This window comes from Brevibacterium sp. SIMBA_078 (assembly GCF_046534565.1).
In the GTDB taxonomy this organism is placed as follows: Bacteria; Actinomycetota; Actinomycetes; order Actinomycetales; family Brevibacteriaceae; genus Brevibacterium.
Window position 1 is genome coordinate 325,230 of record NZ_JAWRYQ010000004.1, and the last position, 21,535, is coordinate 346,764.

The window sequence follows — 21,535 nt, forward strand, 5'->3', positions numbered from 1 at the left end:
AGGGCTGCTCCTTCGTACCGACATCAGGTCGCCTTCACTCTATCGTCAGCCGGTGGACTGTTCGGGGTACGCCCTGCGGACGGAGCGTCCTGTGTCAGTGGGAGGTCCTACAATGGTGATGGTTCGCACAATCCGGGTCCCGCATCGGCGCCGGCCCGGACATTGTGGCTGGTCAACAGCCTGACTGAAGGGATCCTTCGTGACATCGGTCAATCTCGGAATGCCCGCACCGCCGCCTCCCGTGCTCGCTTCGCGGAGGAAGACGAGGCAGATCAATGTCGGAAAAGTGGGGGTCGGATCCGATTCCCCGGTGAGCGTGCAGTCGATGACGACGACGCAGACGACGGACATCAACGGGACCCTGCAGCAGATCGCCGAACTCACCGCCGCCGGCTGCGATATCGTGCGCGTGGCCTGTCCCACCGCCGACGACGCGGCGGCCCTGCCGATCATCGCCGGCAAATCCCAGATCCCCGTCATCGCCGACATCCACTTCCAACCCAAATACGTCTTCGCCGCCATCGACGCCGGCTGTGCGGGAGTGCGCGTCAACCCCGGCAACATCCGCAAGTTCGACGACCAGGTCAAGGAGATCTCGAAGGCCGCCGCCGAGGCGGGCGTGTCCATCCGCATCGGCGTCAACGCCGGATCCCTGGACAAACGGCTGATGGACAAATACGGCAAGGCCACTCCCGAGGCGCTCGTCGAATCCGCGCTGTGGGAGGCGTCCCTGTTCGAAGAGCACGGATTCTATGACTTCAAGATCTCCGTCAAACACCACGACCCGGTGATCATGGTCCGCGCCTATGAGCTGCTCGCCGAGCGCGGCGATTGGCCGCTCCATCTCGGCGTCACCGAGGCGGGGCCCGCCTTCCAGGGCACGATCAAGTCCGCCACCGCCTTCGGACACCTGTTGGCCGAGGGCATCGGAGACACCATCCGAGTCTCCCTGTCCGCGCCTCCCGCCGAAGAGGTCAAGGTCGGCAACCAGATCCTCGAATCCCTCAACCTGCGGCCCCGAAAGCTCGAGATCGTCTCCTGCCCGTCCTGTGGGCGCGCTCAGGTCGACGTGTACACGCTGGCCGAACGCGTCACCGCCGGGCTCGAAGGCATGGAGGTGCCGCTGCGGGTGGCTGTCATGGGCTGCGTCGTCAACGGCCCCGGTGAGGCCCGCGACGCCGACCTCGGCGTGGCCAGCGGAAACGGCAAGGGCCAGATCTTCGTCAAGGGCGAGGTCATCCGAACCGTGCCCGAATCCGAGATCGTCGAGACGCTCATCCATGAGGCCAACCGCATCGCCGAGGAGGCAGCGGGGCAGCCATCGGGCGCTGCGTCGGGGCCGCCTGAAGTGACCGTCGGCTAGGTGCGATACCTTGTGAGGACGAAGAGTTTCATGGTCCAGTCATTGGCCCATGCTGACGGCTGAGAAAGAGTTCAGGGGCACATGGCGCTGAGGATCGCACGACTGGAACATCAGCACACCCGGTGGCTGACGGACCTGCTTGCGCGCAACCCCTGCGAGAACGTCTACCTCGTCTCCCTGCTCGAAGTCACGGGCACCGCCCGTCTGGGCTCCCCGGCAGGCACGCTGTACGGAATCTTCGACGGTGACCGGCCTGTCGCCGCCTACTGGGTGGGCGGCAATATCATCCCGGTCGCGGCGACCCCGGCGACGAATGAGGTGCTTGCCCGGAAACTCAATGCCGACGGTCGCGTGTCCTGCTCACTCATCGGCAGCCGGTCCGTCATCCTCGACCTGCAGCAGCGACTCAATTGGGGCCGAGCACGTGGCGTGCGTGAACGGCAGCCGCTGTTGGCCATCAGCTCGGATCCGCTGGTCACTCCCGATGAGCATGTGCACCGGGTGACCCTCGATGACCTCGGGGCGGTGTTTCCCGCCAGTGTGGACATGTTCACCAAAGAGGTCGGATTCTCACCGATCGAGGACGGCACCGCCGGGTACCTGGCGCGGGTGCGCGGGATCATCCGCGGCAAGAACTGCTACGCCCGGATCTCCTCCACCCTGCCCCAAGGCGGTGCGGTGCCGCGGTGGCCGGCCGAAGAGCAGGACGAACAGGTGCTGTTCAAGGCCGATATCGGCATCCGCGCCCGCCGCATCGTCCAAGTTCAAGGAGTATGGGTCCATCCCGCAGTGCGCAATCAGGGTCTGGGGGCAGCGGGCATGGCCGCGGTCGTCCAGCGCACCCGTGACAAGGGCCATTCCACGGTGAGCCTGTATGCCAATGACTACAACGAGACGGCGCTGCGCATGTATGCCCGCGTCGGCTTCGAACAGGTCGGCACCTTCGCCACCGTCATGTACTGAGGTCCCGGAGGATCAGTCGCGGCGGTTGCGCGACTGAGGTTTGGCCATATCGCCGAGGAACTTCTCCATCTCCCGGCGGTCCTTCTTCGTCGGACGCCCCAGCCCTTTGTCTCGCCGGGGCACGAATCCGCGCAGCGCAGGATCGGGCGGGGGAGTGAGGTCCTCGTAGCATTGGACGGCGATGGCGGCCTGCATCCTCGTGGGGATGAACCCGGTGATCTTCCAGATGAACTCGGACCCGGCCTTGCGCACGCGCACCTCTTGGCCGATGCTCACCTTCTGCGCGGCCTTGACGCGCTGACCGTCGACCTGCACATGCCCGCCGCGGCAGGCCTGAGTGGCGAGGTTGCGGGTCTTGAACATCCGCGTCGTCCACAGCCACACGTCGACGCGCATGTGCTTTCCGGCATCGCGGTTGATCTCGGTCATCAGCGACGGCCATCCGCGAAATTCGTGCCGGACGAGCGCAGGCCGGTATCGGCGCCATCGGGGTCCTGTATCCGGGAGTCGGCGCGCAGCGCCAGTGCCGAGCGCCGGGTGAACGTCTGCGCGGGACGACCCCGCCCCTGGCTGACGGCCTCCCCGGTGGGATCGAGCAGCGGCAGCATGGTGCGGCGGAACGTATCGGCCTGCAGACTCTCCCCGGCGACGATCTCGTGGAGTTCGCGCAGCTGCCGCAGCGAGAACTCCTTCTCCAGCAGCCCGAAGGGATCCGGAGTGCGTTCGTGGAACGACCGCAGTCGGTGCACGGCCACGCGTACGATCTCCTGATGTTCGGCGCTGAGCTCGCCGACGTCGTGGACGGGCACGAGCTTCCGCCGGTGGACGGGGGAGTCCGGGTGATCGGAATCCGACTCGGCAGGAGCAGGGTCGGCCGCCTCGGGGAGGACCGCCTCGGCGGCGGACGATTCCGTGCTCTGTGCCGGAGCATCCGGCACGGCCGCCTCGGTGGGATCGCCCTCCTCGGCGAGCCCGACATCGGAAGCGGAGAGAACATCGAGATGGGCCACGGAGATCACCCAGCCGCGATCATCGCGGTCGGGTTGGTCGAACACGTGCAGCTGGACGGGGGCGCGGTCGACCAACCGAGCTTTTTCGCGCAGACAGCGGGCGACCGCCTCGGCGAGGCGTTCCTGCGGACGCAGGATCGACCCGGGCAGCTGCCACACCCCGTCCCCGGGATGGGTCATGAGAACATGCAGGCCACGGCCGGGCACGGGGCAGAGGACCGCGGTGTCGACCGCGACCGAGGGCCGCGGGAACTGCGTGAGTTGGCTGGGATCAGGCATGCTCTTCGTATCGTTCGGACTCGTCATTTCAACGGGGACCGGGCGGGGGACCGGACGGCCCCGACCGATGTCGGGCTTCGGTGCTGCAGCCCCCAGTCTAATTCTCTTCCCGCAGGTGACGAATCCGCGCTCGCTCCGATTCCCTCCGATTCCCTCCGGCTCGCCCGCGTGCGATAGTGTTCGATCTGAGTCTTGACAAGTTGAGGAGATTTACCCATGGCCCTGCGCATGTCGTCCCTGTTCGTGCGAACCCAGAAGGAAGACCCGGTCGGCGCCGAGGTGGCCAGCCACAAACTGCTCCACCGTGCCGGATACATCCGCAGGTCAGCACCGGGAATCTACACGTGGCTGCCGCTGGGACTGGCCGTGCTCGGCAAGATCGAAGCCATCGTGCGCGAAGAGATGGCACTCGCCGGCTCCCAGGAGGTCCACTTCCCGGGCCTGCTGCCCGCCGACCCGTACAAGAAGTCCGGCCGTTGGGAGGCCTTCGGGCCCGATCTCTTCCATCTCAAGGACCGCCGCGAGAACGACTACATCCTCGCCCCCACCCATGAGGAGGTCTTCACCCTTCTGGTCAAGGACCTCTACTCCTCGTACAAAGACCTGCCGCTGTCGATCTACCAGATCCAGACCAAATACCGCGACGAGGCTCGCCCCCGCGCCGGACTGCTGCGCGGACGCGAGTTCATCATGAAGGACGCCTACTCCTTCGACATCGACGACGCCGGACTCGACGCCTCCTACGAAGCCATGCGCGAGGCCTACCTGCGGGCTTTCGCTCGCCTCGGCCTGCCGTGCCTGCCGGTCAAGGCGACCCCTGGTGCCATGGGCGGCTCCGGCACCGAGGAGTTCATCTACCCCTCCGAGGTCGGGGAGGACACGTTCGTTCGCTCTCCCGGTGGGTATGCCGCGAACGTCGAGGCCGTGACCTCGATCGTGCCCGAGGCGATTCCCTACTCGCAGTCGCCTGCCGCGCACGTCGAGGACACCCCGGACACTCCGACCATCGAGACTCTCGTGGCCGCCGCGAACGCCCAGCATCCGCGCGACGACCGCGAGTGGACGGCCGCGGACACGCTGAAGAACGTCGTCTGCGCCGTCACCCACCCCGACGGCACCCGCGAGATCATCGTCATCGGCCTGCCCGGCGACCGCGAAGTCGACCTCGACCGGGCCGCCGGCACCGGAATGCTCGGCGACGGTGAGGTCGACCTCGAAGCCGCCACGGCTGAGGATCTCGCCGCCCATCCGGAGCTCGTCAAGGGCTACATCGGGCCCGGCAACTCCCTCGACGCGCCGGTTCTCGGCCTCGAATCGCCCTCGAAGATCCGCTACCTCCTTGACCCCCGCATCGTCGACGGCACCCGCTGGATCACTGGAGCCAATGAGCCCGGACGCCACGTCTTCGACCTCGTCGCCGGACGGGACTTCACTGCCGACGGCACCATCGAAGCCGCCCAGGTCGTCCTCGGCGATCCGGCACCGGACGGCTCCGGTCCGCTGGAGCTGGCCCGCGGTGTCGAGATCGGTCAGATCTTCAAGCTCGGCCGCAAGTACGCCGAGTCCCTCGACCTCAAGGTGCTCGACCAGAACGGCAAGGCGACGACCGTGACCATGGGCTCCTACGGCCTCGGCGTCACCCGCGTCATGGCCTGCATCGCCGAGGAATACCATTCCGAGGACGGCCTCCTGTGGCCGCAGCACCTGGCCCCGGCCGATGTGCACATCATCGTCGCCGGCAAGGGTGAGGAGATCGCTCAAGCCGCCGAGAAGATGACGACCGAACTCGAGGCCGAAGGCGTCAGCGTCCTGCTCGATGACCGCAACAAGGTCTCACCCGGATTCAAGTTCGCCGATGCCGAGCTCATCGGCATTCCCACCGTCATCGTCGCCGGCCGCGGTCTGGCCGACGGCGTCGTCGAGGTCCGCGACCGGTTGGCCGGGGAGAAGTCAGACCAGCCCGTGGCAGAGGTGGTCCCTGCCACCGTGGCACGTGTGCGTGAGGCGTACGCGAAGGCAGCAGCCGCGGCCGATGCGGCGATCAGCGCCGACCAGAACGCCTGAGCCGCCTCGGTGTTCGAAGCCCTCGCCGGTGGCATCGATGTCACCTGGACGATGGTCCTGTGGCTGCTCGCCGCGGGAGTCCTGGCCGGGTGGATCGATGCCGTCGTCGGCGGGGGCGGACTGATCCAGCTGCCCGCGCTGCTGCTCGTGCCGGGGATGAGCCCCGTCCAAGCGGTCGCGACGAACAAGGTCGGGTCGATTGCGGGCACGACCGCCTCGGCGGTCACCTATCTGCGCAAGATCACCCCGGACCGGTCGGCGACGATCCCGGCCGCGGCCTCGGCGTTCTTGGGTGCGGTGCTCGGGGCGAAGCTCGCGACCTTGGTGCCCAGCGACGCGTTCACCCCGATCATTCTGCTCGCGCTCATCGGGGTCGGGATCTTCACCGTGCTCAATCCGAGCCTCGGCGCCGATGCCACGCTGCGGTTCGGGGAGACCTCGAAACGCCACCACGCGCTGTCGTGGCTGATCGGGCTCGTCATCGGCATCTACGACGGAGTGCTCGGGCCGGGGACGGGATCGTTCCTCGTCATCGCCTTCGTCTCGATCATCGGATTCTCGTTCCTGCAGGCCTCGGCCACAGCGAAGGTGATCAACTGGGCGACGAACTTCGGAGCGCTCGTCTACTTCATCCCCGACGGTCAGGTCGTCTGGCTGCTGGGTGTGATCATGGCCGTCGGCAATGTCACCGGCGGGATCTTCGGTGCCCGCACCGCGCTGGCGAAGGGCTCGGGGTTCGTCCGCGTCGTCTTCGTCATCGTCGTCTCCGCGCTGATCCTCAAACTCGGCTTCGACTTCATCTCCACCCTCATCCACTAATTACTACCCGACGGCGGCCCAGCAACCTCGCGCGAGGTTGCTGGGCCGCCGTCAGGTAGCAATAGGGTTTAGCCGATGGGTTTGAGGGCGTGGGCGTTGACTCCGGCGACATCGGCGCCGGACAGCGCGCGGGCCACCCACAGGGAGCGGGCGGCGTCGGCCAGACTCGAATTCGAACCGCCGGAGGCCGCGCGCAGATACCAGAACATGTTCGTGATCTCCCTGGCAACGGTCGCCCCCATCCCGTACTGCGGATCGACCCCGGCGCACAGCGCCAGGTCCGTGGCGAAACCACGCAGCCACGCCGCCTGCGCCTGCGGATGATCCGAGGGGATCTCGGCCAGCCGGTTCCACAGCACCGGGGCCAAGGTGTACGCGGTCGGACCGGCCAAGGGCTGCGGATCGATGGCCTTCCACGTGGAGATGCCCGTCGGATCGGGATTGCCGGCGAGGATGTTGTAGTAGTGCAGATCGGCATGGATGAGCCAGTTCTCATCCGAGGACGCCAGAGTCTGCATCCAATTGCGGGCGAACGACAGCAGCAGAGAATCGTGCGGACCCGCCTCCGACCACCCGGTCAGCAGCGCGGCATCGGCATCGAACGAGTTCAGCCACCCGGCCACGACATCCTGGACCCGCAGGAACTCGGAGGTCGCCGGAATTTCCAAGGACCTCTGCAGCGCACCCCACACCGGCGGCACATCGGCCAGGGGAAGCACGGACAGATTGTCCTTCGTACGCAGCCGCTCCTGCAGAGTGACCCGGAAGCTGCGATCATCCCGGATGACCCGCACCGCCCCGTGCCCGTTCCACATCTTCAGCGCCCGCAGCACCTGCGCATGCGCGGCCGTATGCGCCGAGGTGGGAGCCGCGAACCGCAGCACCCCCTGATAGTTCTCCTGAGTGAGCACCGGAATCACCAAGGACTCGCATCCGGCCCACGGCGCCCCCGGCACATCGTCGAAGCGCAGCTTCCACCGATCGAGGAGCTCATTGGCCATATAGTCGAGCGCGGCAACCCACGAATCGGTGCGATATTCGCCGATGATCTCGCGCGTCGCGCGGTAGAGAACCGGTGGGACCTTCACTCCTGCACCTCCGCCTGCCCGGGTTCGTCATAGGTGAAACGCAGCGGCTGCGGAGCGGCGTAGACCATCCGGGTCCGGGCCGATTCCCAGAGTCGGAGAATCGCCGAGGCGTCCGCCTCCAACCAGGGCAGAAGCGCGGAGGCGATGCCGTCTTCCAACGACAGCGCCAACTCCTTCGCGGAGTCCGCATCCGTCGGTGAGGGATCGAGCCTCCACGCCGAGGCGGCCGGATCGGCTGCATCCTCACCGAGGCGTTCGAGCATCTCCCCGGACAGGGCACCCAAGGAGTCGAGCCTGGCCAGCGCCGCTTTGCGTTCGCGTGACTTCGCATCGAAGTTCACGGCCAGCCGTTCATAGCCGTAGGCGGCTGCCCGCGACTGATTGAGGATCGCGTTGAACATCTCCGCCTGCCCCTTCGGCACCTGGCTTCCAGAGTCGTTCGTCCCAGCATCGGCGTCGGCTCCGCCGGTGGCATTAGGTGACGCCGACGCATCATCGCCGCCGTCCCTGCTCTGGTCAAGTTCCTCACGGCCAGCGCGGATGAGTTCGTCGGCGGTGGTGATGATCTCCGGCTTCTTCGTCCCAGCGAGCAGAGCCAGGCCCGTGGCCACATCGGCCAGGACGGGAATGAGATCCGAACCCAAGGACGCTGAGGCCTCGAAGACGGCGCGGGAAGCCACCTCGGCGGCCTGGACGAAGGTGCGGTTCTCCTCTGTCGGCGGCGCCTCTGTGGCGAATTCGGTCGGCGGATTCCATTCGGGACCGATCGCCGCAACGAAGTCGGCAAGGTTCTCACCAGCAGATTCGGGATCGCCGGCGCCGGGAGAAGCGGAGTCTAAGATACGGGCCAGACGATTGCGCAGCTGCTGAGTCGCATCAAGAGTGGGGATCTCGGGATCCTGATCGAGTCGCAGGCCACAGGCGGTGAGCAGGCCCAGACTCAACCCGCCGACGCCGGCAGTCAACAGGCCGCGGCGACTGACGGGAGAATGCATACGGCAATCCTATCGGATGCCCCGCCATCGCTGAGCGACACCGGACCGTCGCCCGCCCGTCGCCCGCCCGACCGCAGAATGAGACTCGACACCCGGCAGAACCGCGCCGAAGGCTTAACCTCGACGGCGGCTGTCGCTTAGGGTGGGTGAGAACACGGCGGTCGCACAGGTGCACGGTGCGCCGACCCCCTCGCCCCGCCTCGGCGAAGGGGACGCACAAGGATATGGAGGAGAAATGGACGAAGACGTCGAGCGGATCAAGGGCCTGCTCGCCCCGCCCCTGCAGGATGCGGGATTCCACCTCGAGACCGTCAAAGCGGTGGCGGCCGGTCCGCGGCGCACGCTCACCGTCGTCGTCGACCTCGACGAATCGAGCACCGATCCGATGTCGATGGAGAAGATCGCCGAATCGACGAAGATCGTCGGCGACGCCCTCGACGAGGTCGAGATCTTCCGGGACAAGCCCTACCAGCTCGAGGTCACGAGCCCCGGTGCCACCCGGAAGCTCGAGACCCCGCGCCACTTCCGACGCGTCATCGGCCGTCGCCTGGAGATCACGACGAAGAAGGACACCTTCAAGCTCGACCTCGCCGAGGTGGGGGAGAGTTCGATCACGGGCACGGACCCCCAGCGCAAGGAGTCGAAGACGGTCGACCTCGGCGAGATCCGCAAGGCCCAGGTGGAATTGAAGTTCCGCTGAGGCGAACCTCACGTACCTCCGGCGGTGCGGCGGCCCCTTCGCAGACAGAATGCGGGCGCGGACTGGGATAGACTGTTACGCCTGCATAAGTGAACACAGACAATTCAATGCTCGGTTGAGCGAGAGAGGACTTAGACATGGACATCGACCTCAATGTTCTGCGCGTCATCGAACGAGAGCGTGAGATTCCGCTGGAAACCCTCATCGAACTCATCGAACAGGCGCTCTTCCTCGCCTACCAGAAGACCGAAGGGGCCTGGCCCGACGCCCGTGCCGAACTCGACAAGTCCACCGGCGAGGTGCGCATCCTCGCCGTGGAATTCGACAACGACGACAATCCGATCGGCGAGTTCGACGACACTCCCACCGGCTTCGGCCGCATCGCCGCCCAGACCGCTCGGCAGGTCATCCACCAGCGGCTGCGTGATGTCGAGGACGAGACTCTGCTCGGCACATTCAAGGGCCGTGAGGGCGAGATCGTCTCGGGCATCATCCAGCAGGGCCGCGACCCGCAGATGGTCCAGGTCGACATCGGAGACGTCGAAGCCGTGCTGCCCCCGCACGAACAGGTCCCCGGCGAAACCTACGCCCACGGCACCCGACTGCGCGTCTACATCGCCGACGTGCACAAGGGCACGAAGGGCACCTCGGTCACCGTCTCCCGCACCCACCCGAACCTCGTGCGCCGACTCTTCGCCCATGAGGCTCCGGAGATCGCCGACGGCACCGTCGAGATCGTGTCCCTGGCCCGCGAAGCCGGCCACCGCACGAAGCTCGCCGTGCGCGCCACGAAGCCGGGAGTCAACGCGAAGGGATCGTGCATCGGCGAACTCGGCTCCCGTGTGCGCGCCGTGATGAACGAACTCGGACAGGAGAAGATCGACATCGTCGACTACTCCGACGACCCGGCGAAGTTCATCGCCCACGCCCTGTCCCCGGCCAAGGCCAAGAGCGTCGAGATCCTCGACGCCGCCGCTCAGGAATCCCGCGCAGTCGTCCCCACCGACCAGCTGTCCCTGGCCATCGGCAAGGAAGGGCAGAACGCCCGCCTGGCAGCCAAGCTCACCGGCTGGAAGATCGACATCGTCGCAGGCGAATAGCCTCGTGCAGTGATTCGCACCACTGGCCCCTTGGCGCGAGCGGGGGCGCCGGTGCTGTAGAATCATTCATTGTGAATGTTGGTGATGGACCCGTAAGGACGTGCATCGCCTGTAGGCAGAAGGCCGGTCGGGACGAGCTGACACGCTTCGTGTTCCGCCCCGATCAGCACCCCGCCGTCGTCCGCGATGTGTCAGCGACACTGCCGGGACGTGGTGCGTGGGTGCATCCTGATGCGAAGTGCCTGGACAAGGCCCTGACCACTGCCGCCTTCGCTCGATCCTTTCGAACGAAGATCACCGCCTCGGACCTCCCGAGGCCGGACACCGAACCCAAAGAGAACGGGTAGCCGAATGGATGACAAGTTGTGAGTGTCGCACGATGACACCCAAACGGAATTCGAGAGAGCAGTGAAATGAGTACTGCTCTTCATTGATGAGGTTCTTTCCTGACCGGGAAAGAACCCGGACAGGAGAACTGTGGCAAAGCCCCGTGTCCATGAGCTCGCAAAAGAGCTCGGCACAACAAGTAAGAACGTCCTCGAAAAGCTCCAGGACATGGGCGAATTCGTTCGCTCCGCCTCTTCGACGCTCGAAGCGCCCGTCGTGCGCCGCGTGAAGGAGGCGTTCGCCGATTCCTCTTCCGCCGATGGTGAGAAGTCCACCGGCGCGAAGAAGGCCGCCAAGTCGGCCGCGAAGCCCGGAGCCCCGAAACCCGGTGCGAAGCCCGCACCCAAGCCCGCCGCGAAGTCGGCTGCCAAGCCGGGTGCTGCGAAGTCCGCCGGTGCGGCGAAATCGGCCCCCGCCGAGGATGCCGCCCCCGCTGCGAAGTCCGCACCGAAGCCTGCCGCCAAGCCGGCGACCCCGGCTGCCCCGAAGGCAGCCGGATCGACCGAGGCTCCCGCAGCCAAGCCGGCTGCCTCCTCGGCGCCGAAGCCCGGAGCCCCGAAGCCGGCTGCCGCGCCCAAGCCCGGTGCCCCGAAGCCCGGTGCTCCCAAGCCGGGTGCTGCCGGGAAGCCCGGCGGTCGCGGTGCCGCGCGTCCCGGAAACAACCCCTTCGCGTCCTCGCAGGGAATGCCGAAGCCCGGTCGCGGACCCAAGCCCGGCGGTCGTTCCGGCGGCCAGGGTGGCCAAGGCGGTCAGGGTGGCCAGGGCGGACGCCCCGGCAACAACCCGTTCGCACCTTCGCAGGGAATGCCGAAGCCCGGCCAGAAGCAGCGCGGATCCGGTGAGGAATCCTCGGGCGGTCCCCGTCCGGCACCTCGCCCGGGCGCACCACGCCCGAACCCGTCGATGCTGAAGAACTCGGCACTGAACAAGCCCGCTCCCGGCCGCGGTCGCGGCGGCGGCGGACGCGGAAACGCCCCAGGCGGCGGCGCACCCGGTGCACCGGGCGGCGCACCCGGCGGTCCTCGTCGTGGACCCGGCGGCGGTCCCGGTGGTCGCGGTTCAGGTCGCGGTCGCGGAAGCACGCAGGGCGCATTCGGCCGCGGCGGCGGTCCCCGTCAGAAGGGACGCAAGTCGAAGCGGGCGAAGCGCGCAGAGCTCGAGCAGATGCAGGCTCCCTCGGTCGGTGGCGTCACCGTTCCACGCGGAGACGGCAACACGCCGCTGCGTCTGCGTCGCGGCTCCTCACTGGCCGACTTCGCCGAGAAGATCAACACCGATCCGACGAACCTCGTGACCGTGCTCTTCCACCTCGGTGAGATGGCCACGATCACCCAGTCCCTCGACGAGGCGACCTTCGAGGTCCTCGGCGAAGAGCTCGGCTACAAGATCGAGATCGTCTCGCCCGAAGACGAAGACCGTGAGCTGCTGGAGACCTTCGACATCGACCTCGATGCCGAAGCCGCAGAAGAGGACGACGAGGACCTGCAGGCACGTCCGCCGGTCGTCACCGTCATGGGTCACGTCGACCACGGTAAGACCAAGCTGCTCGATGCGATCCGCTCGGCCAATGTCGCTTCCCGCGAGGCCGGCGGAATCACCCAGCACATCGGTGCCTACCAGGCCGAGGTCGAGCACGAGGGAGAAGATCGCAAGATCACCTTCCTCGATACCCCTGGTCACGAGGCGTTCACCGCCATGCGTGCCCGTGGTGCGAAGTCGACGGACCTCGCGATCCTCGTGGTCGCCGCCGACGACGGCGTCATGCCGCAGACGATCGAAGCTCTCAACCACGCTCAGGCGGCCGATGTGCCGATCGTCGTGGCCGTGAACAAGATCGACAAGGAAGGCGCCAACCCCGCCAAGGTCATGCAGCAGCTGACCGAATACAACCTCGTGGCCGAAGAATACGGCGGCGAGACCATGTTCGTGCCGATCTCCGCGCTCAAGCGCGAGGGCATCGACCAGCTGCTCGAATCCGTTCTGCTGACCACCGATGCGGCCCTGGACCTGCGGGCGAACCCCGACAAGTCCGCTCGCGGCATCGCGATCGAAGCCAAGCTCGACAAGGGCCGCGGTGCGGTTGCCACCGTGCTCGTCGAGTCCGGCACCCTGCGTCAGGGCGACGCCATCGTCTGCGGCACCGCCTACGGACGTGTGCGTGCGATGTTCGACGAGAACGGAAACGTCGTCGAGGAGGCCGGACCCTCCCGCCCCGTGCAGGTGCTCGGTCTGTCGTCCGTCCCGCGTGCCGGTGACTCGTTCATCTCCACCGATGACGATCGCACGGCCCGTCAGATCGCTGAGAAGCGTGACGCCATCGAGCGCAACGCCGCTCAGGCCCGCGGTCGCAAGCGCATCAGCCTCGAAGACTTCACGAAGGCTCTGGCTGAGGGCAAGGTCGACATGCTCAACCTCATCCTCAAGGGTGACGTCTCCGGTGCTGTCGAAGCGCTTGAGGATTCGCTGCTCAAGATCGATGTGGGCGACGACGTCGACCTGCGGATCATCCACCGCGGCGTCGGTGCGATCACGGAGAACGACATCAACCTGGCCACGGTCGACAACGCGATCGTCCTCGGCTTCAACGTCCGTCCGGAAGCGAAGGCTCGCGACCTGGCAGACCGCGAAGGCGTCGACGTCCGCTACTACTCGGTCATCTACCAGGCGATCGACGACATCGAGTCCTCGCTCAAGGGCATGCTCAAGCCCGAGTACGAAGAGGTCCAGACCGGTACCGCGGAGATCCGCGAGGTCTTCCGCTCCTCGAAGTTCGGCAACATCGCCGGTTCGATCGTCCGCGACGGCCTCATCAAGCGGAACTCGACCGCTCGCGTCACCCGCGACGGAATCGTCATCGGCGACAACGTCCACATCGAATCGCTGCGCCGGTTCAAGGACGATGCGACCGAGGTCCGCGAGGGCTACGAGTGCGGTATCGGACTCGGCAAGTTCAACGACCTGCGCGTCGGCGACATCATCGAGACCTTCGAGATGCAGGAGAAGCCGCGCGACTGATCGGTCGCACAGCGAGTCGTACCCTCTGATCCGACAGCGCAGCAGCGCAGCCGAGGAGGATGGGACTCACACCGTGAGTCGACGGCTCCGGTCGGCCCCCGAACGGGGGACCGGCCGGAGCCGGTTCGATTGCACAGCTATCATAGGGCCGGAAGAGTTGTTCCGGCCCCGAACAGAAGGACACTCACAATGGCAGACTCGACACGGGCCCGCAAGATCGCCGACCAGATCAAGGTCATCGTCGCCAGCACCATCGAGCGCAAGCTCAAGGATCCCCGCCTCGGCTTCGTCACCGTCACCGATGTGCGCGTGACCGGCGATCTGCAGCACGCCACCATCTTCTACACCGTCTACGGCGACGACCAGGATCTCGTCGGCACCGGTCATGCCCTCGAATCGGCCAAGGGCTTCATCCGCTCCGAGGTCGGCAAGGGGCTGACGATCCGTCTGACTCCGAGCCTCGAATTCATCGCCGATGCCGTCCCCGAGGCGGCCGCCCGTCTCGACGGACTGCTCGCTCAGGCTGCCGCCGACGATGCTCGAGTCGCCGGGTTGGCCAAGAACGCGCAGCATGCAGGTGAATCCGACCCGTACAAGAAGGCCGACGACGCCGACGAAGAGTGATCGTCGCATCCCAGCGAACAGAGTGCATCGCGCCTGGTCAACGGGGGAGAGCGGCAGAATGACGGCTTTCTGCCCGATTTGAGCTTCGTCACGTCGCGAAATAAGTTCTCGTAACAGTTTTGTTATCTTTCCGAGATGTCGTAGACTTTTTGCGGTAACGAAATGATTACGACTCTGTTAAGGGAATTCTGCATTGGGTAAGCACTCCTCACCGAAGCCGTCGTTCGCGAAGCAGCTGATCCGGGACCTGGCTCCCGGCAAGCGCCCCGCCGGTCGACGCGCAGCGAATGCGCCGTCCTCGGCGACTTCCGTGCTGGCGACCGTCAAGCAGCGTCCCGTCGTCGCCGCGATCGCCGTTCCAGCAGCCGCGACCGCCGCCGTCGTCGGTTCGACCGTCGTCATGGGACCACCCGAATCCGGCAACGTCACCACCGAGGCCGCATCGACGACACCCGAGGAGTCGACCACTGCCTCGACCCCGAGCCAGAAAGAGCTCGACGCCGAACGCAAGAAGGCCGGCGAAGAGTACCTGGAGAAGGTCAAGGACGACCCGAAGTACAAGAACAAGACCTCGAAAACCGATCTCGAGGTCAAGGCTCCGCCGAAGCCCAAGCCGACCGCTGAATCCTCGGCCACTTCGGAGAAGAGCGACGATTCGTCCTCCGACGAGAAGTCTTCGGATGAGAAGTCCTCCGGTGAGGGCGAAGGCACCTCCTCGGACACCTCGGCTCCGCCGTGCAGCGTGTCCTCCTCGATCGAGTCCGGCCTGCTGCCGAACGCCGTCAACGGCTACCGTGCAGTCTGCGCGAAGTTCCCCGAGGTTAAGACCTTCGGTGGACGTCGCCCCGGCACCGGTTCGGACCACAACACCGGTGAAGCCGTCGACATCATGATCACCGGCTCGACCGGCGACCGCATCGCCGACTACCTCATCCAGAACCAGGGCGCCCTCAACGTCAAGTACGTCATCTGGAAGCAGCGCATCTGGATGCCCGGCAAGGGCTGGAAGGCCATGGAGGACCGCGGCAGCGCCACGGCGAACCACTTCGATCATGTGCACGCGTCCTTCAACTGATCGCCGCACCCAGTGAGCGATACTTCCCCACAAGGCGTTCTCGTCTGCGATAAACCGCAGGGACTGAGCTCCCACGGCGTGGTCTCCCGCATCCGCCGCTGGTTCGGGACGAAGAAGGTCGGCCACGCCGGCACTCTCGACCCGATGGCCACGGGCGTCCTCGTGCTCGGCCTCGGCCGCGGCACCAAGCTGCTCACCTACATCACCGGGGTCTCGAAGACGTATTTCGCCACCATCCGTCTGGGGTCGTCGATTCCGACCGATGATGCCGATTCCGAGCCCGATCGCTTCGCCGATCCCTCCGATCTCGCTCGTGTCGACGCTGCGGCCATCGAAGCCGCCGTGGCCAAGCTGCGCGGCCCCATCGATCAGGTGCCCAGTGCCGTCTCGGCGATCAAGGTCGACGGCAAGCGTTCCTATGCCCGCGTCCGTGCCGGCGAGAACGTCGAACTCAAGGCCCGACGTGTCGAGGTATCGGCCTTCGAAATCATCGACATCCGCTTCGCAGCCGAGGACGGGCATATCGACGTCGATGTCGAAGTCGACTGCTCGTCGGGCACCTATGTGCGCGCCCTGGCCCGCGATATCGGCACCGACCTCGGCATTTTCGGGCACCTCACTGCGCTGCGGCGGACGCGCGTCGGCGATTTCCACATCGACCAAGCTGTGACGCTGCCTGAGGAGCTCGACGTTCCCGCGCCCACCCTCATCTCCCTCGCCGAGGCGGCCCGCACCCTCTTGCCCGTCGTCACCGTCGATGCCGATCGGGCCAGAGCTCTCATGCAGGGTAAGACTGTTGCGGCCGGTGACTGGCATACAGGCTCCGACGCAGACAAAGCCGAACCTGCCGGCGACACGGGGAACCGGGAAGTCGCCGTCGTCTGCGATGATGCCCTCGTCTCCGTGGCCGAAGTGCGTCGGAACGGCGGTCTGAAATCGCTGACCGCCTTTGCCATCGACCTCGCCTGAGGGATCCAGCTTCCACGCTCAGAACAACTAAAAAAGTTGTATTCATCAAATACAACCGAAACTCTTGTATCTGAGGCAATCATCTGGTCTACTTGTCCTATGTTCGTCTTGACCATCGACCAGCAGGATTCGCGGTCGAACGCCGACGCGGTGCCCCGCATCCTCGATGCTCTCTCTCCGATCGACACGGTCATTCCCTTCGCCCGCACCATCGGAGACGAAGTCCAAGGAGTCCTCGACGATCCCGACGCCGTCGCCGAGGCGGTACGCCGAATCGGGATCGACTCCGAGTGGCATATCGGCCTCGGAATCGGCGAGGTCGAACGGCCGCTGCCCGAGACGACCACCGAAGGCAGGGGAGAAGCCTTCTACTCCGCCCGCCAAGCGGTCGAAGCGGCCAAATCCGCACCCGCCCACCTCGTCGTCAGCGCCGATCCGGACGTCGTCAGCGCGAACCCGGACACCGACCATCGTGGGCTCGCAGAGGCGGCTCTGCGGCTCCTCATCAGCACACTGACCGAGCTGCGCGGTCACTCCCGCGGATACGTCGGATACCGACTCGACCATCCGGACGCCACACAGGCTGCGATCGCCGCGGAATTCGACGTCTCCCAGCAAGCGGTCTCCCGGGTGCTGGCGGCCGGTCCCGCCGAGATCATCGCCGGAGCCGAGCATCTGGCCCGACATCACCTCGACCGGCTCCAACGAGCCCTGTCGGAAGGAGACGCACATGTGGACTGACGTGCTCGTCGCCATCGCCGCCGCCGTCATCGCGGCCCTCATCGGCTGGCCGCTCGTCCCGTTGCTCCTCCGCCTGACCCATGCGGGCCCGGGCTCCAAACCCGAACGCACAGGAGCCGAGGACGTCGAAGTCCTGCGCGGCGGACTGTGGATCGGCATCGTCGAACGCGCACTCATCGCCGGAGCGATCGTGCTCGGCCGGCCCGAACTCATGGCCGTGGTCATCGCGGTCAAAGGACTCGGACGCTTCGCAGAGATCAAATCCTCGGCGGCCGCGGGGGAGCGGTTCATCATCGGCACCTTCGTCTCCATCGCCCTGGCCTCCCTCCTCGGCGTCATCGGGTGGGCGATCATCGCCTGAACCGTCCTCCCGCCTCGGCGAGGTCCGGGTTAGGAGGCGGAAGATCTCTGCGATAATCTGAATCGGTGCACGGAAGGAGCGAATGTCTGGTGGAGCTGTATCACGGACTCGGTGAAGTCGAGGTCGACGCTGTCGGCACCGTCGTCACCCTCGGCAACTTCGACGGCGTGCACCGCGGACACGAAACCGTCCTGACCACCGTCGCCGCCCTGGCCAGGCAAGAGGGCCTGCACTCGATCGCAATGACCTTCGATCCCCATCCGCGCACGGTCCACCGCCCCGAAGAGCCGACCGTGATGATCAACTCGACCCGGCAGCGCGCCGACCTCATCGCCGCCACCGGAATCGACGGCCTCCTCATCCAGCCCTACGACCTCGACTTCGCGGCCCAGTCGGCCGAGGAATTCGTGCGCCGATACTTCGTCGAAGCCCTGCGGGCGAAGATCGTCGTCGTCGGCGACGATGTCCGCTTCGGCAAGGACAACGAAGGCACGATCGAGACCCTGCGCCGCCTCGGCGAGAAATTCGGGTTCCGAGTCGAAACGATCGACGAAGTCGGGCGCGGGGGACGGTATTCGTCCTCCCGGATCCGTGAGCAGCTCACCGCCGGTGATGTCGCCGAGGCGGCCGACCAACTCGGGCGCTACCACGCCCTCCACGGCACCGTCGTCCACGGCGATGCCCGCGGCCGCGACTTGGGATTCCCGACGGCGAACCTCTCGGAGAATCCCGACGGACTCGTCCCGGCCGACGGCGTCTACGCCGGCTGGGCGACGTTCTCCGGTGAGGATCAGGCGTACCCGGCCGCGATCTCCGTGGGCACGAACCCGACCTTCCAGGGACAGGTCCGACGGGTCGAGGCGTATGTGCTCGACAAGGAATTCGGCGAATTCGACGTCTACGACCGTGAGATGACTCTCGAATTCGTCTCCCGCATCCGCGGGCAGGTTGCGTTCACCGGGATGGATGACCTCATCGTGCAGATGCATGAGGACATCGCCGATGTGCGCGAGGTCCTGCACACCTGATAAGCTGATCTCTGCCGTTTTCACCGGCCGCGGTCCCATAGGGCAGAGACTTCAGGTCCCTGCGCCGCGCAACGACACGAAGGAGAACTCCATGGCTCTCGATACCGCTGTGAAGCAAGAGATCATCAAGGAATATGCAACTCATGAGGGCGACACCGGTTCTCCCGAGGTCCAGGTTGCACTGCTGACCCGCCGGATCACCGACCTGACCGAGCACTTCAAGGACCACAAGCACGACCACCACTCGCGTCGTGGCCTGCTGCTCCTCGTCGGCCAGCGTCGCCGCATGCTCAAGTACCTCGCGAAGGTCGACATCGAGCGTTACCGTTCGCTCATCAAGCGCCTCGGCCTGCGCCGCTGATTCGAGTCTGCGTAGCTGAAACGCAGAGCGTCCCACCTTCGGGTGGGGCGCTTCTGTGCTTCTGCGGTAGACTTCGTACCGGACAACCACGCCATGGACGTTTCGGTCTTCGGTAGTGGCCTCCGGAGGAATGAGCGCTAGGGCGCCGGTTCCGTGGGCCCCGATCGATGACCGGCTTGGATCCATGGGATGTCCGAGCCAATATCCCGCCGGAACGGCGCGGGGTCGCGCACTGCCGAGGGCACAACGCCGAAGGCAGCGCGTCCACTCATGCGTTGAGAACGAAAACCTGCGCACCACAGACCACCGCGTGCCGGCACAACATAGGAGACTACGTGGGACTCAACCCTGAATCCGCCGTTGCCCATATCGACAACGGCAGCTTCGGCAAACACACCATTCGTTTCGAAACCGGTCGGCTGGCCCAGCAGGCCGCCGGCTCCGCCGTCGCCTACCTCGACGACGACACCATGCTGTTCTCGGCCACCTCGGCCGGCAAGAACCCCCGTGAGGGCTTCGACTTCTTCCCCCTGACCGTCGACGTCGAAGAGCGCATGTACGCCGCCGGACGCATCCCCGGCTCGTTCTTCCGCCGCGAGGGTCGCCCCTCGACGGACGCGATCCTCACCTGCCGCCTCATCGACCGTCCGCTGCGCCCGTCCTTCGTCAAGGGCCTGCGCAACGAGGTCCAGGTCGTCGTCACCGTGATGTCGGTCAACCCGGACCACATCTACGACGCTCTGGCCATCAACGCCGCCTCGATGTCGACCCAGCTCTCGGGTCTGCCGTTCTCCGGCCCCATCGGCGGTGTGCGCATCGCGCTCATCGACGGCCAGTGGGTCGCCTTCCCGAACCACTCGCAGCTCGAGGACGCCGTGTTCAACATGGTCGTCGCCGGTCGCGTGGTCGGTGACGACGTCGCCATCATGATGGTCGAGGCCGAAGCCACCGACAACTCCATCGACAAGATCAAGACCGGCGCCCAGGCCCCCACCGAGGAGGTCGTGTCCGAAGGTCTCGAAGCTGCGAAGCCGTTCATCGCCGAGCTCTGCCGTGCACAGTCCGAACTCGCCGATCGTGCCGCGAAGCCGACCGTCGAATTCCCCGTCTTCCGCGACTACGAGGACGATGTCTTCGAAGCCGTCAAGGAACTCGCCGAGGCGAAGCAGACCGAGAACTTCAAGATCGCCGACAAGCAGGAGCGCGAAGCCGCCGGTGCCGCTCTCCTCGACGAGCTCTTCGAGAAGCTCGGTGAGCGCTTCGAGGGCCGTGAGAAGGAGATCGCGAACGCTCTCAACGCCTTGACGAAGCAGGTTGTGCGCAAGCGCATCCTCACCGAGCAGGTCCGCATCGACGGACGTGGACTCAAGGACATCCGTCCGCTCACAGCCGAGACCAACGTCATCCCGCGCGTGCACGGTTCGGCCATCTTCGAACGCGGTGAGACCCAGATCCTGGGTGTCACCACGCTCAACATGCTCAAGCTCGAGCAGACCATCGACTCGCTCTCACCCGAGACGTCGAAGCGCTACATGCACCACTACAACTTCCCGCCCTACTCGGTCGGTGAGACCGGCCGTGTGGGCAGCCCGAAGCGCCGCGAGATCGGCCACGGTGCTCTCGCCGAACGTGCCCTCGTGCCCGTTCTGCCCAAGCGCGAGGACTTCCCGTACGCGATCCGTGAGGTCTCCGAGGCCCTCGGTTCGAACGGTTCGACCTCGATGGGCTCGGTCTGCGCCTCGACGCTGGCCATGCTCTCGGCCGGTGTGCCGCTGCAGGCGCCCGTCGCCGGCATCGCCATGGGTCTCGTCTCCGACGTCATCTCCACCGACCAGGGCGAGCAGACCGCGTACGCGGCTCTGACCGACATCCTCGGTGCCGAAGACGCCTTCGGCGACATGGACTTCAAGGTCGCCGGTACGCGTGACTTCATCACCGCGATCCAGCTCGACACCAAGCTCGACGGCCTTCCCGCCTCGGTGCTCGGTGCCGCCCTCAAGCAGGCCCGCGAAGCACGCATGGTCATCCTCGACGTCATCGCAGAGGCCATCGACGCCCCGGCCGAGATGGCACCGACGGCACCGCGGATCATCTCCGTGAACATCCCCGTCGACAAGATCGGTGAGGTCATCGGCCCCAAGGGCAAGATGATCAACCAGATCCAGGAGGACACCGGCGCGGACATCAGCATCGAAGACGACGGAACCGTCCTCATCGGTGCCACCGACGGACCGGCCGCCGAGGCCGCCCGGTCGATGATCAACGCGATCGCGAACCCGCAGGTTCCCGAGGTCGGCGAACGCTACCTGGGCACCGTGGTCAAGACGATGAGCTTCGGCGCGTTCGTCTCCCTGACCCCGGGCAAGGACGGCCTGTTGCATATCTCCGAGCTGCGTAAGCTCAACGACGGCAAGCGCGTCGAGGACGTCGAGGACGTCGTCGGTGTGGGCCAGAAGGTCCAGGTCGAGATCACGAAGATCGATGACCGCGGCAAGCTGTCGCTGGCTCCGGTCACCGACGAAGACGAGAAGTCGGACGAAGAGGGATCAGACAACTGATACTGAGCAGTTCGCACACCGGGGAGGGCAGCCGA

The 21,535-nt window shown here is 65.9% G+C and carries 20 protein-coding genes; 16 read left to right on the forward strand and 4 right to left on the reverse strand.

Annotated features, from left to right (window positions below; genetic code table 11):
* Window positions 1-199 precede the first annotated feature (199 nt).
* Together ispG and SB749_RS16360 are read left to right on the forward strand one after the other, a co-directional pair.
* The gene (gene ispG / locus SB749_RS16355; protein WP_410711227.1) at window positions 200-1,363 is read left to right on the forward strand and encodes a flavodoxin-dependent (E)-4-hydroxy-3-methylbut-2-enyl-diphosphate synthase; all 1,164 of its coding nucleotides are present in this window, start codon (window positions 200-202) and stop codon (window positions 1,361-1,363) included.
* An 81-nt stretch (window positions 1,364-1,444) separates the two neighbouring features.
* On the forward strand, window positions 1,445-2,326 hold the full coding sequence (locus SB749_RS16360) for a DUF4081 domain-containing GNAT family N-acetyltransferase (RefSeq protein ID WP_172171337.1): 882 nt from the start codon (window positions 1,445-1,447) through the stop codon (window positions 2,324-2,326).
* A 12-nt stretch (window positions 2,327-2,338) separates the two neighbouring features.
* Here SB749_RS16360 and SB749_RS16365 read toward each other — a convergent pair whose 3' ends face one another.
* Window positions 2,339-2,755, reverse strand: a complete 417-nt coding sequence (locus SB749_RS16365; protein WP_410711228.1) for an RNA-binding S4 domain-containing protein — start codon at window positions 2,753-2,755, stop codon at window positions 2,339-2,341.
* On the reverse strand, window positions 2,755-3,615 hold the full coding sequence (locus SB749_RS16370; protein WP_410711229.1) for an NUDIX hydrolase: 861 nt from the start codon (window positions 3,613-3,615) through the stop codon (window positions 2,755-2,757). The genes SB749_RS16365 and SB749_RS16370 overlap by 1 nt, the downstream gene beginning before the upstream one ends.
* Before the next feature lie 216 nt (window positions 3,616-3,831).
* Between SB749_RS16370 and SB749_RS16375 the strand changes: the two genes are divergently transcribed.
* Window positions 3,832-5,679, forward strand: coding sequence for a proline--tRNA ligase (locus SB749_RS16375; protein ID WP_410711230.1), 1,848 nt, complete (start codon window positions 3,832-3,834; stop codon window positions 5,677-5,679).
* Between the two features lie 51 nt (window positions 5,680-5,730).
* Entirely contained in the window at window positions 5,731-6,498 is a 768-nt protein-coding gene (locus tag SB749_RS16380; RefSeq protein ID WP_410711354.1) for a TSUP family transporter, read from the forward strand.
* A gap of 68 nt (window positions 6,499-6,566) precedes the next feature.
* On the opposite strand, the gene SB749_RS16385 is transcribed toward SB749_RS16380, so the two are convergent.
* The gene (locus tag SB749_RS16385; RefSeq protein ID WP_172174321.1) at window positions 6,567-7,586 is read right to left on the reverse strand and encodes an aminoglycoside phosphotransferase family protein; all 1,020 of its coding nucleotides are present in this window, start codon (window positions 7,584-7,586) and stop codon (window positions 6,567-6,569) included.
* Entirely contained in the window at window positions 7,583-8,581 is a 999-nt protein-coding gene (locus tag SB749_RS16390) for a hypothetical protein (protein WP_410711231.1), read from the reverse strand. Before SB749_RS16390 ends, SB749_RS16385 begins: the two co-directional genes overlap by 4 nt.
* A gap of 235 nt (window positions 8,582-8,816) precedes the next feature.
* Between SB749_RS16390 and rimP the strand changes: the two genes are divergently transcribed.
* From rimP to SB749_RS16450, 12 genes are all read left to right on the forward strand, one after another.
* Complete coding sequence (gene rimP / locus SB749_RS16395; RefSeq protein ID WP_169252659.1) at window positions 8,817-9,281, forward strand: ribosome maturation factor RimP; 465 nt, start codon at window positions 8,817-8,819, stop codon at window positions 9,279-9,281.
* A 137-nt stretch (window positions 9,282-9,418) separates the two neighbouring features.
* Entirely contained in the window at window positions 9,419-10,381 is a 963-nt protein-coding gene (gene nusA, locus SB749_RS16400) for a transcription termination factor NusA (protein ID WP_101547295.1), read from the forward strand.
* 71 nt (window positions 10,382-10,452) lie between these two features.
* Window positions 10,453-10,728, forward strand: coding sequence for a YlxR family protein (locus tag SB749_RS16405; protein WP_101547294.1), 276 nt, complete (start codon window positions 10,453-10,455; stop codon window positions 10,726-10,728).
* A gap of 130 nt (window positions 10,729-10,858) precedes the next feature.
* Window positions 10,859-13,783, forward strand: a complete 2,925-nt coding sequence (gene infB / locus SB749_RS16410) for a translation initiation factor IF-2 (RefSeq protein ID WP_410711232.1) — start codon at window positions 10,859-10,861, stop codon at window positions 13,781-13,783.
* Window positions 13,784-13,972: 189 nt separating this feature from the next.
* Window positions 13,973-14,407: a 30S ribosome-binding factor RbfA gene (gene rbfA, locus SB749_RS16415; protein WP_139468786.1), complete on the forward strand. Its 435-nt coding sequence runs from the start codon at window positions 13,973-13,975 to the stop codon at window positions 14,405-14,407.
* 193 nt (window positions 14,408-14,600) lie between these two features.
* Complete coding sequence (locus tag SB749_RS16420; protein WP_410711233.1) at window positions 14,601-15,482, forward strand: ligand-binding protein SH3; 882 nt, start codon at window positions 14,601-14,603, stop codon at window positions 15,480-15,482.
* 12 nt (window positions 15,483-15,494) lie between these two features.
* A complete protein-coding gene (gene truB, locus SB749_RS16425; protein WP_410711234.1) occupies window positions 15,495-16,451 on the forward strand; it encodes a tRNA pseudouridine(55) synthase TruB in 957 nt (318 codons plus the stop codon).
* Between the two features lie 99 nt (window positions 16,452-16,550).
* Entirely contained in the window at window positions 16,551-17,192 is a 642-nt protein-coding gene (locus tag SB749_RS16430) for a hypothetical protein (protein ID WP_410711235.1), read from the forward strand.
* Complete coding sequence (locus SB749_RS16435) at window positions 17,182-17,553, forward strand: hypothetical protein (protein WP_410711236.1); 372 nt, start codon at window positions 17,182-17,184, stop codon at window positions 17,551-17,553. The genes SB749_RS16430 and SB749_RS16435 overlap by 11 nt, the downstream gene beginning before the upstream one ends.
* Before the next feature lie 89 nt (window positions 17,554-17,642).
* The gene (locus SB749_RS16440; RefSeq protein WP_410711237.1) at window positions 17,643-18,581 is read left to right on the forward strand and encodes a bifunctional riboflavin kinase/FAD synthetase; all 939 of its coding nucleotides are present in this window, start codon (window positions 17,643-17,645) and stop codon (window positions 18,579-18,581) included.
* Window positions 18,582-18,672: 91 nt separating this feature from the next.
* Window positions 18,673-18,942: a 30S ribosomal protein S15 gene (gene rpsO, locus SB749_RS16445; RefSeq protein WP_039210907.1), complete on the forward strand. Its 270-nt coding sequence runs from the start codon at window positions 18,673-18,675 to the stop codon at window positions 18,940-18,942.
* 335 nt (window positions 18,943-19,277) lie between these two features.
* Window positions 19,278-21,500: a polyribonucleotide nucleotidyltransferase gene (locus tag SB749_RS16450; protein WP_410711238.1), complete on the forward strand. Its 2,223-nt coding sequence runs from the start codon at window positions 19,278-19,280 to the stop codon at window positions 21,498-21,500.
* Window positions 21,501-21,535 lie beyond the last annotated feature (35 nt).

What these genes read in the sequence shown, in the direction of transcription:
- SB749_RS16360 (WP_172171337.1), top strand. Translation starts at nt 1,445, where the DNA reads ATGGCGCTGAGGATCGCACGACTGGAACATCAGCACACCCGGTGGCTG.
- SB749_RS16365 (WP_410711228.1), bottom strand. Translation starts at nt 2,755, where the DNA reads ATGACCGAGATCAACCGCGATGCCGGAAAGCACATGCGCGTCGACGTG.
- SB749_RS16370 (WP_410711229.1), bottom strand. Translation starts at nt 3,615, where the DNA reads ATGCCTGATCCCAGCCAACTCACGCAGTTCCCGCGGCCCTCGGTCGCG.
- SB749_RS16375 (WP_410711230.1), top strand. Translation starts at nt 3,832, where the DNA reads ATGGCCCTGCGCATGTCGTCCCTGTTCGTGCGAACCCAGAAGGAAGAC.
- SB749_RS16380 (WP_410711354.1), top strand. Translation starts at nt 5,731, where the DNA reads ATGGTCCTGTGGCTGCTCGCCGCGGGAGTCCTGGCCGGGTGGATCGAT.
- SB749_RS16390 (WP_410711231.1), bottom strand. Translation starts at nt 8,581, where the DNA reads ATGCATTCTCCCGTCAGTCGCCGCGGCCTGTTGACTGCCGGCGTCGGC.
- rimP (WP_169252659.1), top strand. Translation starts at nt 8,817, where the DNA reads ATGGACGAAGACGTCGAGCGGATCAAGGGCCTGCTCGCCCCGCCCCTG.
- nusA (WP_101547295.1), top strand. Translation starts at nt 9,419, where the DNA reads ATGGACATCGACCTCAATGTTCTGCGCGTCATCGAACGAGAGCGTGAG.
- rbfA (WP_139468786.1), top strand. Translation starts at nt 13,973, where the DNA reads ATGGCAGACTCGACACGGGCCCGCAAGATCGCCGACCAGATCAAGGTC.
- SB749_RS16430 (WP_410711235.1), top strand. Translation starts at nt 16,551, where the DNA reads ATGTTCGTCTTGACCATCGACCAGCAGGATTCGCGGTCGAACGCCGAC.
- SB749_RS16435 (WP_410711236.1), top strand. Translation starts at nt 17,182, where the DNA reads ATGTGGACTGACGTGCTCGTCGCCATCGCCGCCGCCGTCATCGCGGCC.
- rpsO (WP_039210907.1), top strand. Translation starts at nt 18,673, where the DNA reads ATGGCTCTCGATACCGCTGTGAAGCAAGAGATCATCAAGGAATATGCA.